This is a genomic window from Streptomyces sp. NPDC051940 (assembly GCF_040680895.1).
Taxonomy (GTDB): domain Bacteria; phylum Actinomycetota; class Actinomycetes; order Streptomycetales; family Streptomycetaceae; genus Streptomyces.
In genome coordinates, this window is the sequence record NZ_JBFAXR010000161.1 from 1 (window position 1) to 17,080 (window position 17,080).

Genomic DNA, 17,080 nt, shown 5'->3' on the forward strand with positions numbered 1-17,080 from the left:
CCTGCTCCGCCTGGTCGGCGAAGTCGGTGTCACCGACCTTGCCCGCGGCCTCGGCGGCGTTCGTGAACAGGTCCCACAGGATCTCCTGGGCCGCGACGTCCTGGGTCTGACGGCACGCGCCGCGGCCGCCCTCGACGTGGTCACGACCGCGCCGCTCGGCGACGGCGCCGTGGTGCTGCTGCGGCAGCGCTTCGGCGCGCTGCCCGCCGGTCACGACGGCCTGATCGCGGTCGGCGTCCGGGACGGCAAGGCGTACCACGTGACCTCGTCGCTGGCCCGGGACGCCGGCGCCCCCGCGCCCGCGACCCTGACGGCCGCCGAGGCGAAGGGGATCGCCGCGCGGGACGCGGGGCTGGGCACCGGCGCCGTCAGGAGCGCCGAGCTGGTCGCCGTGCCGACGGCGCAGGGGGCGCGCGCCGCGTACGAGGTGCTGGTGATGGGCGGCAGCGCCGCCGAGCCCACCGCGTACAACACGTTCGTCGACGCCCGCGACGGCAGCGTCCTGGTCCGCGACGACTTGGTGGACCACAGCGAGGACAACCCGTCTTGGGACGTCTTCCCCAACTCCCCGCCCGTCGACTACTCCTCCACCGACACCCGCGAGCGCTGGTGCGACGCGCCGACGGGGCCCGGCTGCGACGAGTCGGTCGGCACGTCCGCGTCCCCGTTCGCCTGGGACGTCAAGGCGGAGAACGAGATGCCGACGGACACCACCCTCGGCAACAACGCGATCGCGGTGCACAACTGGTTCTCCAACGACCCGTTCGACGTGGGCAAGGAGACGGCGACGTCCAGCGCGACCCGCGACTACACCTACGCCTGGACCAACCAGTGGCAGGAGGAGGCCTGTTCACCCGCGGTCTTCGATACCGCGGCGCGCAACGACATCGACGCGGCCCGCGCCAACCTCTTCGCGATGCACAACCGGATGCACGACTTCTCGTACCAGCTGGGCTTCACGGAGCGCACCTGGAACCTGCAGGAGGAGAACTTCAAGCGCGGCGGCAAGCAGAACGACCTGGAGCAGGGCAACGCCCAGGCCGGCGGCGTCACAGGCGGCCCGCCGGCGTTCGCGGCGCGTGACAACGCCAACCAGATCACGCCGCCCGACGGCCACCCGCCCATCACCAACATGTACCTCTGGCAGCCGATCGCGGGCAGCTTCTACGCCCCCTGCGTGGACGGCGACTACGACATGTCGGTGATCGGCCACGAGTACACCCACGCGATCAGCAACCGCATGGTCGCCGGCCCGAACGCCGGGCTCTCCGGCCCGCAGGCCGGCGCGATGGGCGAGAGCTGGTCGGACCTGGTGGCGATGGAGTACCTGAACGAGCACGGGTACGCCCCGGCGGGCGCGCGGGCGTTCACCATCGGCCAGTACGCCACCTCGGACCCGGACGCGGGCATCCGCAACTACAACATGAGCGCGAGCCCGCTGAACTACAGCGACATCGCCTACGACCTCGTCGGCCAGCAGGTGCACGCGGACGGCGAGATCTGGAGCGCCACGAACTTCGACATCCGCCAGGCGTTCAACGGCCGTTACGGCGCCGGGACCCCGGCGCTGCAGAAGTCGTGCGCCAACGGCTCCACCCCGGTGGGCTCCTGCCCGGGCAACCGGCGCTGGGTCCAGCTGGTGTTCGACTCGTATCTGCTGATGGCGGCCGGCAACGTCTCCATGGTCGACGCCCGCGACGCGCTGCTGGGCGCGGACCTGATCCGCTTCGGCGGGGCGAACCAGGACCTGCTGTGGAACGCGTTCGCCAAGCGCGGTCTCGGTGAGGCGGCGGCCAGCAACACCAACGCGGACGCCGACCCGCGGCCGGGCTTCACCTCGCCGTTCGCGAACGAGGGCACGCTGTCCTTCGCCCCCGTGGACGAGCAGGGCGCGCCCGTCGCCGGGGCGCAGCTGTTCGTGGGCCGCTACCAGGGCCGCGCGGTCCCGGTCGCGGACACCGACGGCGCGACGGCGCTGGGCGACTCGGTGGCGCTGGTGCCGGGTTCGTACGAGTTCGTCGTACGGGCGCCGGGCCGGGGTCTGGTACGGGTCGGACCGGTGACGGTGAGCGCGGGGGCGGCGACGCTCGGCGTGCAGCTGCGCACCAACCTCGCCTCGTCCGCCGCCGGCGCGTCGGCGACCGGTGACGGCCTCAACACGGCCCGGCTGATCGACGACAACGAGGCCACCAACTGGGCCTCGCTGACCGGCGCGGTGGCGGGCAGGCAGGTCACCGTGGACCTGGCGGGCGGCGTCCAGCAGGTACGCCGGGTCCAGGTCAGCGCGCTGCTGCGGCCGCAGAACACGGCGGACGTGGACGGCGGCGTGCAGAACCGGTTCTCGGCGCTGCGCCAGTTCCGCGTGCTGGCCTGCCACGCCACCGGGGCGGTCGACTGCTCGCAGGCGTCGCAGTTCCAGCAGGTGTACGTCAGCCCGGCCGACGCCTTCCCGTCGGTCGCGCCGCGCCCCCGGGCGCCGGAGCTGATCACCCGGTCGTTCGCCATCCCGGCGACGGCGGCGACGCATCTGCGCCTCGAGGTGGTCACCAACCAGTGCACCGGCGCCCCGGACTACGCGGGTGAGCAGGACAACGACCCGCGGGCGGGCACCGACTGCGCGACGAACAGCCCGCAGGCCCAGATCGTCCGGGCGGCGGAGTTCCAGGCGTTCGCCCAGTAGGCCGCGGGGCCCACGGCGACCGCGCCGATCGGGCCGGGGTCCGGCGAAACCGCCGGGCCCCGGCCCTCGCGCGCATCTCAGCTGTTCACCAGCCGCCGCATCAGCTCGGCCCCGCGCGCGCCGCAGTCGCGGGCCAGGTCGGCGTAGTTGACGAAGAGGTCGGCGTCGGGGCCGTACATCTTGACGGTGGACTCGATCACCACGGTCAGATAGTGCGCCTCGTCGGACTGCTCGCCCCGCAGCGCCGCCAGCGCCCGCTCGAGCCGGCGCTGGGCGTCGGGAAGGACGGCGATATCGGCGTCCTCGGGGAATCGGGCACCGTCCAGCCGGAATCCGACGAACATGACGTTCTGCAGGCGGGCGGCGGAGAAATCAACGTTCTCGAAAAAGGGCCGGGGCGGGTGCTCGCTCTTGAACGGAAATCCGTAGAAAGCGACTTCCGAGAGCGGGCCGCTGAATACCACGTCCCGGAAGCCGGAGAACTGGACGGCCGCATCGGCCAGGGAAACGTCGTGGAACCGGCACTCCTCGAATACCGCCCCCAGCATGACCGCCTTGTCCATCCGCGCCGAATCGAACCGGCACTGCCGCCAGGCGTTCCCCTTCCCCTCGTGCCAGGAGCCGACGAGGCCCTCGCGCAGGTCCGCGCGGCTGAGATCGCAGTGCTCGAACGACGTCCCCCAGGCCCGGAAGTCCTTCATCGCGGCGCCGGTGAAGACGCAGTCCGCCACGGTGGAGTCGAAGAGGCGCAGATGCGGCAGCGCGGCCCCGCCGAAGTCGATGCCGGTCAGCTTCGCCCCCCTCACCTCGGGGAACCCGCTGCCCTGGGCGATGCCGAAGACCTTCCGCCCGGACCGCTGGGACCGTATCTCCGGCACCGGCCAGGGAAGGCCCCGCAGATCGACGCGCCCGTCCACCTCCCCGAGCCCCAGCTTGTCCAGGGACCGTCCGCGTCGCAGCCGGGAGACCACCTCGTCCACGACCCGCCGCCCCTCGGGCGTCTTCCAGCGGCCGGACAGTTCCATCGATACCTCCACACATGTGCGGTTCAGGAGAAAACCCCCGACAAGGCGTGATGGCTGCCGCCCTGATTCGGGCGGCAGCCATCACGCGTCAGCCATCGGGTGTCAGCGCGCCTCATCTCCGGCGGGACTCAGCCTACTGCACCCGCCTCATGGGAGGCCCTATCTGGTGAACAGGGGTATTCCCTCCCCGAAGACGTATTCGTAGTCGTTGAGATGCTGGGCCCATTGCTCCGGTGTGGTCATGTCCCACCAGGTCCGCAGATCGACGTTCCAGAAGTCCGGAGCGTGCTCGAAGTTCTCCGCCCGGTACACCACGGTGCTGAGGTACGGATCGTTCGCCGCGTACTCCTTGACCACCCGGTCGATGTAGTTGCCCCGGGCGGCCGCCGCGGTCCTCGGGTTCGCCTTCTGCCGCATCTCGCCCGGGGTCAGCGCGGCCGTGTTGGAGTCGAAGTCGTCCGCCGCCTGCTGGGTCCGGGCTCGCAGCAGACCGGTGATCCGGTCGATGTGCTGCTGGTTGCCCGGCCCGCGCTGGAAGGCGCCGAACTTCCCGGCCACCGCGCCGAGTCCGCCGCCGATCACCGCACCCGCGGCCGTCGCCGTGGCGAACCCGCCCCAGGAGCAGGCGTCGCCCGTCGCGCAGCGCAGTCCGTAGTCGGTGGCTCCGCCCGCGGCGCCGGCTCCGACGCCGCTGATCGCGCCGGCGAGCACCGGGGACATCGCCTGCGGCAGCAGGCCCGAGATGCCGAGACCCACGCCCGCGCTGACGAGTCCGGCGATACCGCCGATCGCGGCGGACTTGCCGAACGCCCCGGCGGAGCAGTCGCCGCCCTCGGCGCAGGTGACGCCCTGGGAGGCCAGACCGCCCAGGATGCCGCCGACGATGCCGGCGCAGATCACCAGGCCGGTGCCGGCGGTCGCGAGGGTGCACAGGCCGTAGCCAACCAGCCCGCCCACGAGACCGGCGACGAAGTTCTTCCAGCTGTGGCCGTCCTGCTCGATGTTGCTGATCGGGTTGCCGCCCGCGAACGCGTAGCGGTTGCCGGTGTAGGGGTTGGCGGCCATGGCCAGGTCGGCGCCGGCGCCGTTGTACATGTCCTGGCTGATGAAGCGGTTGATGTTGGGGTTGTAGGTGCGGAACCCCATGTCGAGGTTGTCGGTCGCGGTCGAGACCCGCGCCGAGTTGAACCGGAAGCTGTTGAAGGGGAACGAGGCGGAGCCCGAGCTGTCCTTGTCCAGTCCGGACTCGAAGGTCTTGTCGGGCGCTCCGTAGGCGGTGTAGCCGTAGGTGGCGACGGCGTTCCCGTCGTCGCCGGTCAGCGCCTCGACATCGCTGTGCGGGTTGTAGCTGTAGTGGCTGGTCCGGTCGATGACGTTGGTGTTGGTGAAGGTGCTGTCGAGCATCGCCAGCCGCTCCCCGCCGGGGGCGTACTCGTAGCTCTTGGTGATGCTGACGCTCGGCTTCTCGATCTGCTCGCCGGCGAGCGTCTTGCTGGTGCCGAGGTACTCGTACGACGCGGACTGCGTCGACGTACCGCCGGGGTTGATCGCCTCGGTGAGCTTGCGGTTCAGCGAGTCGTAGGTGTACGAGCTGCGGTTGGTGCCGTCCTGGCCCGTGCGGGACTGGTCCGTGACGTTGTCGTAGCCGTCGTAGGTGTAGGACTCACTGACGCCCTCGGTGTGGCCGCTGATGAAGCCGTTGGCCACGGTGTTCAGCCGGCCCATGGTGTCGTACTGGTACGAGCTCGTGGCCAGCGACGGCACCCAGCCGGAGACGAGGCGGCCGCGGTCGTACTGGAAGTGGACGGTGGCCTCGTCGACCGTCTGCGCGCGGATGTTGCCCGCGCTGTCGTACAGGTAGGACTGGTTGGTCTTCCCGTCGGTGTTGGTGACCTTCGCGATCTGGTCGTTCGGGGTGTACTCGCGGGTCGCGGCCCGGCTCTTGGTCGAGCCGTCGTCGGCGCTGCGCAGGTCGGTGTCGTCGACGATGACGTTGCTGTTCGAGTCGTACGACAGGTTGTGGGAGGCGACCAGGGCGCCGCCGCCGGTGTTCTCCCGTGCGCTCGCCAGCGTGCCGTCGAAGTTGTAGTCGTTGGTGACGACGTTGCCGTTGCCCTTGGTGAGGGTGGCGCGCTGGCCGGTGGGTGTGTACGTCAGCGTGGTGGTCCGCCCGGCCTCGGCGGCGAACTGCTTGTTGACGATCTTCGTGAGCTGGTTGAGCCCGTTGTAGCTGTAGTCCGCGCTGGTGGAGTCGTGGGTCTGACGGGTCAGGTTGCTCGCCTCGTCGTACCCGTAGCCCGTGGTGTGCTTGGCGGTCTCCCCGGTCCTCTCCAGCAGCTGGCTGACCCGGTCGATCTCGTCGTAGGCGGAGGTGTAGTTGTCGTACGTGGCGTCCGGCGAGCCGTCGGTGACCTTGGTGAGGTTGCCGTTGGCGTCGTAGTCGTAGGTGAAGTCGCGGCCCGGCGGTGTGGTCTCCCCGCTGTGGTCCCGCACGATGCGCACGGCGTCGGCGACGACGTTGACACCGGACGGCGAGAGCTGGACCTTCTGGCCGGACGTGCCGGCCTTGAAGGCCCACTTGCCGATGGGCACCCAGGTGCCGCGGTTCTCGGTCTGGTTGACGAAGACCGGGTCGCTGGTCTTGGTGCCGCCGTCGTAGGTGGTCTTGTAGGCGGCGCCGGGACCGGCGTCGGCCACGTTCGGGTAGTGGACGTAGACGGTGTAGTCGCCGTCCTGCGGGACCGAGAGGTTCCAGGTGAAGACGGCCTGGCTGGCGGCTGCCTTGTAGTAGCCGGCGCCGTCGTAGCCGCCCGATCCGACGCGGTCCCAGAAGAGGCTGGTGTTCTCCGTCTGCTGGGAGTCGGCGGTGATGATCGAGGACTGCCAGCCCTTCGGCAGGCCGCTGTCGTGGTAGTTCCGCAGCGAACCGTCGGGGTGGTACAGCCAGTACATCGAGCGGTTCGCGGCGCCGGTGGCGTTGTCCATCGCGCCGTCGGAGCTGGTGACCTCGCGGGACGTCTGCTGGCCCCGGCCGTTGTAGTCGTACTCCGTGGTGATCTTGTACGGGTCGGCCGACGTCTTGGTCCAGCCGTTGTCGTAGTACGTCAGGGCGGTGACGGCGCGCTCCGGGGTGCGGAACACGGTGTCGGGGTTGGGCTGCGTGATCCGGGTGATCCCGGTCAGCCGGCTCGCGGCGTCGTAGGTGTACTCGGTCTCCGGCCGCTGGTTCTCGCCGTACACGCCGTCGCCGGGCAGATAGGCGCCCAGCTTCTTCGCCGGGCGGTTGAGGGCGTCGTAGACCGTGGCGGTGGTGTACGCGTCCTGGACGCCGGAGGCGACGCCGCGCGGGGTGACGACCTTGGTGTTGTTGCCGACCTGGTCGTAGACGTACTGCGTGGTGTTGTAGTGGATGCCGCCTTCGTCGCGGTACGTCGGCACCCGGATCTGCACGACCTGGCCGCGGGGGTTCGAGGAGTACTCGACGGAGTTGCCGTTGCGGTCGGTGGTCGAGGTCTTCAGACCGTCGAGGTCGTAGCGGACGGAGGTGTTCTTGCCCGCCGCGTCCGTGGCGCCCGTCGGCCGGTGGTTCTGGTCGTACGCGATCTTGGTGACGTTGCCGCGCGGGTCGGTGACGGAGGTCCGGTTGCCGACGTTGTCGTAGCCGATGAGGGCCTTGTTGCCGAGCGCGTCGGTCGTCGAGTCCGGCTGGTTGGCGGAGTCGTAGTGCGTGGCCGTGGTGTACGAGCCCGCTTCCGCGCCCGGCAGGTTGCCCTTGGCCCGGGTCATGGTGAGCTGGTTGCCCAGGTTGTCGTAGGTGTAGGTGACGGTGCGCGGGGGCGCGGTGACGGTGGGGTCGGTGTTCGGCGGCCCGGTGAGCGAGGTGGGCCGGTCCCCCGCGTCGTAGACGGCGGTGGACACCGCGCGCTCGTCCGGGTAGCCGGTGAGGTACGGCGACTGCTGCTTCACGACGTTGTCGTTGGCGTCGTACACCGGCGCCGGCTCGATCACGTAGGTGTCGGTGGTGACGTCCTTGGGCGTGCTCGAGCCCGTACTGCGCAGGAACACGTCGTAGGTCGCCGTCACGCTGCGGCCCAGCGGGTTGGTGAACTCGGTCACCTCACCGCGCGGCCCGTACTCGAAGCGCGAGGACTTGAGCAGCGCGTCGACGACGGTGACCGGTTTGCCGGTGGATTCCGGCACCTCGATCCCCGGTCCGACGAAGTTGGTGTAGCCGTAGCTGGTGTTGTTGCCGTTGGCGTCGCGCCGCGACGTCACCTGGCCGTGCGGGTTGTAGGTGTAGGTCGAGGTGTAGGAGCCGGGCTCCGCGCCCGCGGCTGTTCCGTTCGGGTCGGTCTCCGTGAGCAGGTTGCCGGCCGCGTCGTGGGTGTAGTGCCAGCGCCGCCCCTCCGGCGAGGTCTTGTCGGTGAGGTCGGCGATCCGGCCGCTGAGCACCGGGTCGGCGGTGTTGTCGGTCCGGTAGGTGTAGACGGTGGCGGCGGTGCCGTTCTTCACCGCCTCGGCGTCCTTGTAGCTGAGCGGGTAGCCGGTCCGCTGGTCGTACGTCCACTCGCTTCTGGCGCCGTTGGCCTCCGTCAGCGAGGCGACGTTGTTGTCGCCGTCCCAGGTGAGGGTCGTCTTCTCGCTCTTCGGGTTGACCGCCTGCGTCATCCGCCCCTTGGCGTCCGACTGGTAGACGTAGTCGTTGCCGTTGGAGTTGGTCACCGTCGTCTCGGTGGTGGGGCCGCCCTCGACGCCGGGCTGGACGTACGCGAAGTGGGTCTCCTTGCCCAGCCGGTCGGTGATGCTGTGGGTCCACCACTTGGTCGGGGACCACGGCTCGTAGTACACGACCCGGGTCGTGTGCCCGCGCGGGTCCTTCACCGCGACGAGCTTGACGTTCTTCATGCCCTGCGTGGCGTCGTAGGTGAACTGGAACGTCTTGGCCTCGGGGGTGCCCGCGCCGTCCACGTAGCGGGCCATCAGGCCCTGCGTGGTGTAGTAGAAGTTGATCGTCCGGCCGCCCACGTCGGTGATCGACTTGACGTGGTCGATGATCGCCGGGTTGGTCAGGTCGGTGCCGTTGGCCAGGGCGCCGGCGGAGTCGACGTACTGGTAGTCCTCACCCTTGTTGTAGTACGTGAGGGTGAGCGTCTGGATGTGCAGCGGGTCGGTGATGTACTGCAGGAACGCCTTCGGCTTGTTCTCGCTCTGCCGGTAGGCGTAGACGTAGTCGGCCTGGTTGCCGTTGGCGTCCACCTGGGCGGTGGGGTTGCCGTCGCAGTCGAAGTAGAAGACGGTGCGGTCCGGCTTGGTCATCGACCAGGCGCGGTCGTTGGTGGTCTTGGGGGCGCAGTCCGCCAGCTTCCGCAGGAAGAGGTGGATGCCCGGGGGCGACTTCCAGGTGGCGGGGCTGGTGGAGGTGTCGAGGTTCCACTGGTGGCCGTTGCCGGTGCCGTCGTCCATCACCACGGCCGTGGGGTTGGACGGCGGGTGGAAGCGCAGCGACGAGCCGAGCCGGACGGGCGCCGACGCCTGCAGGGACCAGCCGAAGCCGGTGGTGGTGTCGGTGGTGTCGAGCGAGTTGTAGTTCAGCCGCAGGAAGGTGTTGAAGCCGACCGACGGATTGCTGAACAGGTCGTTGTTCCAGACGGTGTTGCCCGTCGCCGTGTTGGAGTAGAGCGACGAGCCCGACCCGGTCGGCATGGTGGTGTACGGGTAGAACTGCTCGAGCCCCAGCTGGTTGTTGCCGGAGGCCGCGACGCCCGTCTGCTGCTTGAGCGAGCCGATACCGGTCGTGGCGGTGGCGGTGGCGGTGGCCGCCGTGCCGGTGTCCTGCGGCGCGACGCCCAGCATGGGCGCGGTGCCGCCGGTGTCCTCGGAGAGGTAGACGCCGGTGGTCTTGTCGTACACGTCCCAGGCGATCGTGTAGCCGGAGCGCTGGTTGCCGTCGCCCGGATCGGGCGGGGTGACCTTGGCGTCCAGGGTGACCGTGCCGGCCGGGGGCAGGTCCGCGGGCAGGGCGGTCTGCAGCTGGCTGGCGGGGGTCGTGGCGTCGGTGCCGTCGGGGAGCTGCCAGTGGTACGTCAGGACCTTGTCGGCGGCCTTCCAGGTCGTGCCGGTGGTGTTGTTGACCGTCACCGGCACCGTGTAGGAGGTGCCGGGGGCCATCGACTGCGGGGTCTCGGGGGCGTAGTACGTGGCCGCCGTCGTGCGGTCGAGGTAGGTGACCACCAGGGCGGGCGCGAGGGCCCGTTCGGCGGTGTTCGGGCCGGCGAAGACGGTGTGCTCGCGCGGCGAGGCGGTGGTCTCCCCGGCGAGCTTCACCAGCAGGCCCTTGGCGGTCTCCGGCGTGTCCATCCAGCCCTGCACGATGGAGGTGGCGTCCAGGGTCTGCCGGCTCGGGTCGTTGGTCAGCCCGGAGACGGTGCCGCCCGCCAGGGGGTCGAAGTCGCCGCCGGGCGCGCTCCACGCGGTGCCGGTGGCGGCGCTGTTCCAGGTGGCCTGGCTTCCGGTGAAGGAGCGCTTCAGCCCGTGCAGTTCGTACACCGCGCCGGAGCTCGCGGTGAGGGTCGTCTCCTGCCACAGCTTGAGGTGTGCCTCCAGCACCCTCGCGCCGGCCGAGACGGCGGGCAGGGCGGGGAAGTCCAGCACCGACCGGGTGACGCCGTAGGTGCCGGAGTCGTTGCCGACCTCCAGCCACGGCTGCGGGGCGCCGTTGTCGGGGAGGGTGTTCAGGACCGCGTTCGGCTGCAGGGAGGACAGGGTGGTCGCGGACCGCGCCGGGAGGATCACGGTGGTGCGGCCCGCCTTGGGCAGCCGCACCAGGGTGGTCGGACCGGGTATCAGTCCGCCGGACTTGGTCTTGACGACGACCATGTAGTAGTAGGCGTTGCCGTACGGGTCGGGGTCGTCGGCCGGGGTCGGCACGGCGGTGGAGTCGCTGAACGCGGTGGTGCCGGACGCGACGGGGGCGATCCGGGTGGCGGAGGACGGCGCGAACGTCTGGTACACGCTGCGGTGCACCTGGTACTCGGCCAGGTCGTTCGCGGTGTCGCCGGTGGAGTTGGTGTAGGCGGGCCAGGACAGCTGGGCGCCGGTCGAGCGGATCACCGAGGGCCGGTCGACGGTGACGCCGGGCACGCCGTAGCTGATCTCGAGCTTGGGGTAGTTGACGGTCTCGCCGCCGTAGGCGTACGTCGACGCCTCGTAGCGCGGCCCGCCCTGGCCGAGGGTGCCCTCGGCGGCGGCCTTCAGCACGAAGCCGTTGTTCGCCGTGGTGCCGTTGACCCAGCTCTGCACCGTGGAGGTGACGGGGAAGGTGTTCCACACGCCGAGTGCGTTCGCGGCCTTCGACGAGGTGCCCGCGACCGGCCCGGTGATCGACTTGGCGCTGTCCCAGGTGGCGTTGGCCGGGTTCCACGAGGTGTTCGCGGCCAGCGCCTGCATGGCGACGGTCTTGGAGCCGGTGGTGAAGGTCTGGTCGTAGTACAGCTTCAGGTTCGCCGAGGCGATCGTGGTGCCGGCCGGCACGGACGGCATCGGGAAGCGGATGAGGGTGCGGGCCGCGCCGGTGGTCGTGGTGCCGACCGACAGCCGCCAGGAGGTGGCGTAGTTCGTCGTCGGCCCGTCGGCCAGGATCATCACGTTCGCGGCCTGCGACGGCGTGGGGGCGACCACGATGGTGGGGTCGACTGTCACCGGGTACCGGCGCTTCGGGTCGGCGAGCCAGGCCGCGTCCGGGGTGATCTTCAGCCGCAGCACGCCCTTGCGGGCGTCCCAGTCCATCGTCTGGCGGACATCGGCCGAAGAGACCTTGCCGTACGGGGAGTCCGGGTCGTCCTTCGCGTCGGACATGTACGGCGCCGGGATCGTGAAGGCGGGCTCGGCGGCCTCACCCCGGTAGAACTCGATCGCCCCGCTGTCCAGCTGCCTCGGGGTGTACCCCTTGACCTTCAGCGTGGCGGAGTACGACTGCCCGGCCGGGGGCGCCTTGCGCAGGACGATGGACTCCTTCAGCCCCGTGGGACCGGTCTCGTACGTGACGTCCGCGCCCGGATAGGCGCCGGGGTACGACACGCGGTTGCCGGACACCTCGGGCGCGGAGGCCGACGCCCCGTCCAGCCCCAGCTGGATGGAGCCCGTGCCCTGTTCGAGCCGCACCAGGCGCGCGGCGTCCGCCGAGAAGTACGTGCGGACGGAGTTGGCGGTGCTGCCCGCGGTGAACCCGTCGTGGCGGAGCTTGCGCACGGCGGGGTCGATATCCCGCCAGACGCCCTTCGCGTCCCGGTAGTGCACCGGGGCGGCGGAGACCACCTCGCGGACACTGCCGTCGGACATCCGGTAGAAGCTGGAGTGGGCGGTGCGGCGCTTGGTCAGCTCGCCCAGCCGATTGGCCCGCGGGTCCGGTTTCACCAGGTGTCCGCCGCCGCGCCCCTTGGGCGGTTTCCAGGCGACGGCCCCGGCATCGGGCGCGTCGGTCGGCTCCCAGCCGCCGTTGCCCTTGGGCAGCACGTGCACCGTGCGCTTCTGCTCGTCCGCGGTCGCCAGCGTCGCCGCGGCGGCGGGCAGCGCCGTCACGAGCAACGACAGCACGACGACGCGTGCGGACCATCGGTGCAGCGAACCCATCACGAACCTCCAGCATCAACTGGCGCTCCGGGATCCCGGCGCCACACATAGGTCCGTGAGAGGGATCAAAAGTGTTACACCCCCCAACTGAGCTGCGGATATGCCCCGTTGACCGCTGCGGTGCACCCCGCGCGCCCGGCTACCGCCCGCCGCCGGTGGCGGAGCGGGCGCGTCCGCAAGGGGCGGCGACAGTAAAGAAGAGTTAAAGATGTGTCGATGTGTAGACAAGTAACTCCCGGAACGCCCGGGTTTGCCGTCGCCGTCCACATCCGGAACCCGGGGCTTCGCTGGCAAGTCCCCGATCAAGTTGCGTTAACTACTGATCTACACAGAGGGCCTACCAATAAGTAACCACTTTGTGGAGGTCGAGAGACATGCCCGACACACAACGCCGCGCACACCCCACGGCCGCCCTGTCCGCCTTCGCCGCAGTCCTGCTGCTGACCGCGTGCACGGGCTCGGCGGACCCCGACCCAGCCCCCTCCGGCCCACGCGGGCCGCGGATCTCCTTCGAAGTCGACGGCACGGGCACGGCCGACGTCGACTACAGCGCCGGTACCGGGGCCGCCTCCGGCAGAGCACCCGGCTCCACGTTGCCGTGGCGCAAAACCGTCCGTTCGACCGGCGCCCCGTACACCCTCACCGTGGTGCTCGGGGAGGACGGCGGCAAGGCGACCTGCTCGATCACCGTCGACGGCCGCAAGTTAGCGGGGTCCAGCGCCCGGGGTCCCCTCGGGCGCGCGACGTGCACTGCCGGCACCACCCGAGCTGATGGCTGAGGCGGCAGCCGTACGTCGTGCCGCACCCCGGCATCCCGCACCCGGAGAACCGCGCCTCAGCGCCCTGGTGGTCCACGCCCAACGCGGCGACCAGGACGCCTTCCTGTCCCTCTATCGCACCTTCGCCCCCCGGCTGCTGAGCTATCTGCGGGCCATGGTCGGCGAGAACGACGCGGACGACGTCGCCTCGGAGACCTGGGCCCGGGTCGTCGCCGACCTGCACACCTTCGACGCCGAGCGCAGTACGTTCCGCAGCTGGGCCACCGCGATCGCCCGCCACCGGGCGATCGACCACCTCCGCCGGCGGGGACCCGCGTCCCCTCGGCCGCCGCATCTGCTGCCCGAGCACCGGGCGCCGAACGACACCCCCGACGACGCCGCCGAGCGGATGTCGACCGTACGGGCCATGCGGCTGCTGGCCGAACTCCCCCCGGACCAGGCGCAGGCCGTGCTGCTGCGCGTGGTGATCGGCCTCGACGCGCGGACCGCGGGCCGGATCCTGCGGAAGCGTCCCGGCGCCGTGCGCACCGCCACCCACCGGGGCCTGCGCGCCCTGGCCTCCCTCCTCTCCCCCCGACACCCGGACACGGCCCGCACCGCACCGCTCGGGACGTCGGGCCTGACGGCCGACACTCCGCTCGGGACGTCGGGCCTGACGGCCGAGGAGGTGGGCAAGGCCACCTGAACCCGGCTGTGTTGAACGGCCGGGGCCCGGCGATCCAGCCGTGTCCCGGCCGTTCGTCTTCGCGCCCTCCCTCTTTGTACTGAGTGAGTACAAAGATATGGACGGCCCGGACGAAGTCTCCTAATCTGTCACGCGCGCCACTCACTTCGCCCCACCCGCACGCCGCACGTCTCCCACCCGCACCCCGGCCCGTACGGCTACGGGCCGCGAGGAGGATGCATGAGCACACGGCACCCGCGAAGAATCCGGCTCCGCCGGGCACTGACCGCGTTACTGATCTGCTGCACCGCCGGGCTGGGTCTGACGGCCCTGCCGCCCGCCGCCTCCGCCGCCGGCCCGCAGCCGGCGGTCGCCGAACTCCCGCCGCAGGAGCCCGGGGTGACGCTGCGCGTCTTCGACGTGCAGATACCGCTGAGCCAGCTGTGCACGCTGAAGCCGGGCCAGACCCCGAACGTCGACAAGCTGATGCCGGTCATCGACTTCAGCACCGTGGACGACTTCGGCTTCGGCGACAACTTCGTCAGCCAGGTGACGGCGAACATCGACGTACCCCAGGATGGGACGTACACCTTCCGCCTCACCAGCGACGACGGCTCCCGGCTGCTGATCGACGACCAGCTCGTGATCGACCACGACGGCCTGCACGGCGCCGTGCCGAAGGACGGCGCGGTCGCGCTGGCGGCGGGCCACCACGCGCTGCGCATCGACCACTTCGAGCGCGGCGGCGGGCAGCAGATCACGCTCGCCTGGCAGCCGCCCGGGGCCGCGGACTTCGCCCTGGTGCCGAACACCGTGCTCAGCACGGAGGCCGACGTCGTACGCGTGACGGCGCCGGGCCGCAAGGAGTGCGAGGGCGCCTTCGACACACCGGGCGACGGACTGCCCCTCACCGAGGTCCACCCCGACTACGACCTGACCGACCTGCGCCCCGCGGGATTCGAACCGCAGGTCACCGCCATGGACTGGCTGCCCGACGACCGGCTCGCGGTCACCACCTGGGGCGGTTCCCTCAACACCGCCGGCGAGGTCTACCTCCTGGACAACGTCACCGGCGACACCGGCCCGGGCAAGGTGACGGCCAAGAAGATCGCCTCCGGGCTCAAGGAGCCGATGGGCGTCAAGTACGTCGACGGCCATCTCTACGTCTCGCAGAAGCACGAGCTGACGGAGCTGACCGACACCGACGGCGACGACGTGATCGACGCCACCCGCACGGTCGCCACCTGGCCCTACGGCGGCAACTTCCACGAGTTCGCGTTCGGCCTGCTGTACAAGGACGGCTTCTTCTATCTGAACCTCTCCGTCGCGATCAACTACGGCGGCGCGACCACCGACCCCCAGCCCGCCGCCAACCGCGGCTCGACCCTCCGGGTCAACGCCAGGACCGGCGAGGTGCACTACGTCGCCGGCGGCCTGCGCACCCCGAATGGCATCGGCTGGGGCCCCGAGGGCGACATCTTCGTCACCGACAACCAGGGCGGCTGGCTGCCGGCGTCCAAGCTGGTGCACATCAAGCAGGACCGCTTCTTCAACCACCGCACCAACCCCGGCGGCCCGTTCGACGCCAACCCCGTCACCCAGCCGGTCCTGTGGCTGCCGCAGAACGAGATCGCCAACTCCCCCAGCACGCCGCTCTACGTCAAGGAGGGCCGCTACGCCGGCCAGATGCTCTTCGGCGACGTCACCTACGGCGGACTGCAGCGCGCGTACCTGGAGAAGGTCAAGGGCGACTACCAGGGCGCCGTCTTCCGCCACACCCAGGGCCTGGAGGCCGGCGTCAACCGCATCAGCCGCGGCCCCGACGGCGCGATCTACGCCGGCGGGCTCGGCGCGGGCGGCAACTGGGGCCAGGAGGGCAAGCTGACGTACGGCCTGCAGAAGCTCATGCCGAACGGCGGTGACGCCTTCGACATCCTGGCGATGCGGGCCGTGGACGGCGGCTTCGAGATGGAGTACACCCAGCCCCTGTCGCAGGAGACGGCTCAGAACCTCGCGGCGCGCTACCGCGTCCAGCAGTGGCGCTACGTCCCCACCCCGTCGTACGGCGGCCCGAAGGTGGACGACGAGCCCCTCGCCGTCCGCTCGGCGACGCTCTCCGAGGACCGGACGAAGGTGCGGCTGGACATCGTCGGCCTGAAGGCGGGCCGGGTCGTCCACGTGCGCTCCCCGCGCCCGTTCAGCTCCGCCTCGGGCGAGTCGCTGTGGAACACGGAGGCGTGGTACACGCTGAACAACCTGACGACCGCCCATCCGCCGGCGACCCTGTACGAGGCGGAGGAGGCGGCCCTGACGGGCGGCGCCCACACCAACACGGACCACACCGGCTACTCGGGCGCGTCGTTCGTGGACCGCTACGGCACCGAGGGCGCCTCGACGGCGTTCACGGTCGACGTCGCCGAAGGCGGCTCGTACGACGTGGGCCTGCGCTACTCCAACGGCCCGAACCCGTTCACGGGCACCAAGGGGATCAGCCTCTACGTCAACGGCAAGCGGGTGAAGCAGACCCGGCTGCGCAGCACCGGCAACTGGGACACCTGGTCGACGCAGACGGAGAAGCTCACGCTCCGGGCGGGCACCAACACCATCACCTACAAGCACGATCCGGGCGACGACGGACACGTCAACCTGGACCTGATCACGGTGAACAAGTCCGGCGGCCGGATCACGCTCTTCGACGGCGCGGACCGCTCGCTGTGGCAGCACACCTCGGGCCGGGCGGCCCAGTGGCCGCTGACGGACGGCGGCATGGAGGTCTGCTGCGGCGATCTGCGCACCAAGACGGCGTACCGCGACTTCCGGCTGCACGTCGAGTTCAAGCTGCCGAACCTGCCACCGGACGTCACCGGCCAGAACCGCGCCAACAGCGGCGTCTACCTCCAGGACCGCTACGAGATCCAGATCCTCGACTCGTACGGCGACACCACCCTGGAGAACAACGAGGCCGCGTCGATCTACAGCCGCAAGGCGGCCGACGTCAACGCGGCGCTGCCACCGGAGACCTGGCAGTCGTACGACATCGTCTTCCACGCGGCGCGCTACGACGACGCGGGCGGCAAGGTCGCGGACGCCCGGGTGACGTTGGTGTGGAACGGCCAGGTCGTCCACGACGACGTCGCCATCACCTCCCCCACGGGCGGCGGCGCCCCGGAGGCGGCGATGGCCGGCGCGATCCGGCTGCAGGACCACGGCAACAAGGTCCGCTACCGCGACATCTGGATCGAGCCGCTGGCGTAGCACCCCGCCGGTGCGACACCGCGCCCGTGCCCCCGCCGATCCGGCGGGG

General features: G+C 70.5%; 7 protein-coding genes. 4 read left to right on the top strand and 3 right to left on the bottom strand.

Annotated elements, in window-relative coordinates:
* Positions 1 to 259, bottom strand: a 259-nt coding sequence (locus AB0M28_RS36060) for a hypothetical protein (protein ID WP_365414294.1), incomplete at its 3' end; no start/stop codon positions are given.
* Here AB0M28_RS36060 and AB0M28_RS36065 point away from each other — a divergent pair.
* Entirely contained in the window at positions 260 to 2,680 is a 2,421-nt protein-coding gene (locus AB0M28_RS36065) for a M36 family metallopeptidase (protein WP_365414297.1), read from the top strand.
* A 77-nt stretch (positions 2,681 to 2,757) separates the two neighbouring features.
* Here the strand turns inward: AB0M28_RS36065 and AB0M28_RS36070 are convergent, their stop codons facing one another.
* Together AB0M28_RS36070 and AB0M28_RS36075 are read right to left on the bottom strand one after the other, a co-directional pair.
* A complete protein-coding gene (locus tag AB0M28_RS36070) occupies positions 2,758 to 3,705 on the bottom strand; it encodes a pentapeptide repeat-containing protein (RefSeq protein ID WP_365414299.1) in 948 nt (315 codons plus the stop codon).
* A gap of 159 nt (positions 3,706 to 3,864) precedes the next feature.
* Positions 3,865 to 12,333 (bottom strand): DNRLRE domain-containing protein, encoded by an 8,469-nt coding sequence (locus AB0M28_RS36075; protein ID WP_365414301.1) that lies wholly within the window; start codon positions 12,331 to 12,333, stop codon positions 3,865 to 3,867.
* A gap of 374 nt (positions 12,334 to 12,707) precedes the next feature.
* On the opposite strand from AB0M28_RS36075, the gene AB0M28_RS36080 reads away from it, so the two are divergent.
* The 3 genes from AB0M28_RS36080 (at position 12,708) to AB0M28_RS36090 (ending at position 17,031) form a co-directional block, all read left to right on the top strand.
* On the top strand, positions 12,708 to 13,112 hold the full coding sequence (locus AB0M28_RS36080) for an MmpS family transport accessory protein (protein ID WP_365414303.1): 405 nt from the start codon (positions 12,708 to 12,710) through the stop codon (positions 13,110 to 13,112).
* Positions 13,105 to 13,797, top strand: coding sequence for an RNA polymerase sigma factor (locus AB0M28_RS36085; protein WP_365414305.1), 693 nt, complete (start codon positions 13,105 to 13,107; stop codon positions 13,795 to 13,797). Before AB0M28_RS36080 ends, AB0M28_RS36085 begins: the two co-directional genes overlap by 8 nt.
* 219 nt (positions 13,798 to 14,016) lie before the next feature.
* Positions 14,017 to 17,031 (top strand): family 16 glycoside hydrolase, encoded by a 3,015-nt coding sequence (locus tag AB0M28_RS36090; RefSeq protein ID WP_365414307.1) that lies wholly within the window; start codon positions 14,017 to 14,019, stop codon positions 17,029 to 17,031.
* The last annotated feature ends 49 nt before the right edge of the window (positions 17,032 to 17,080 follow it).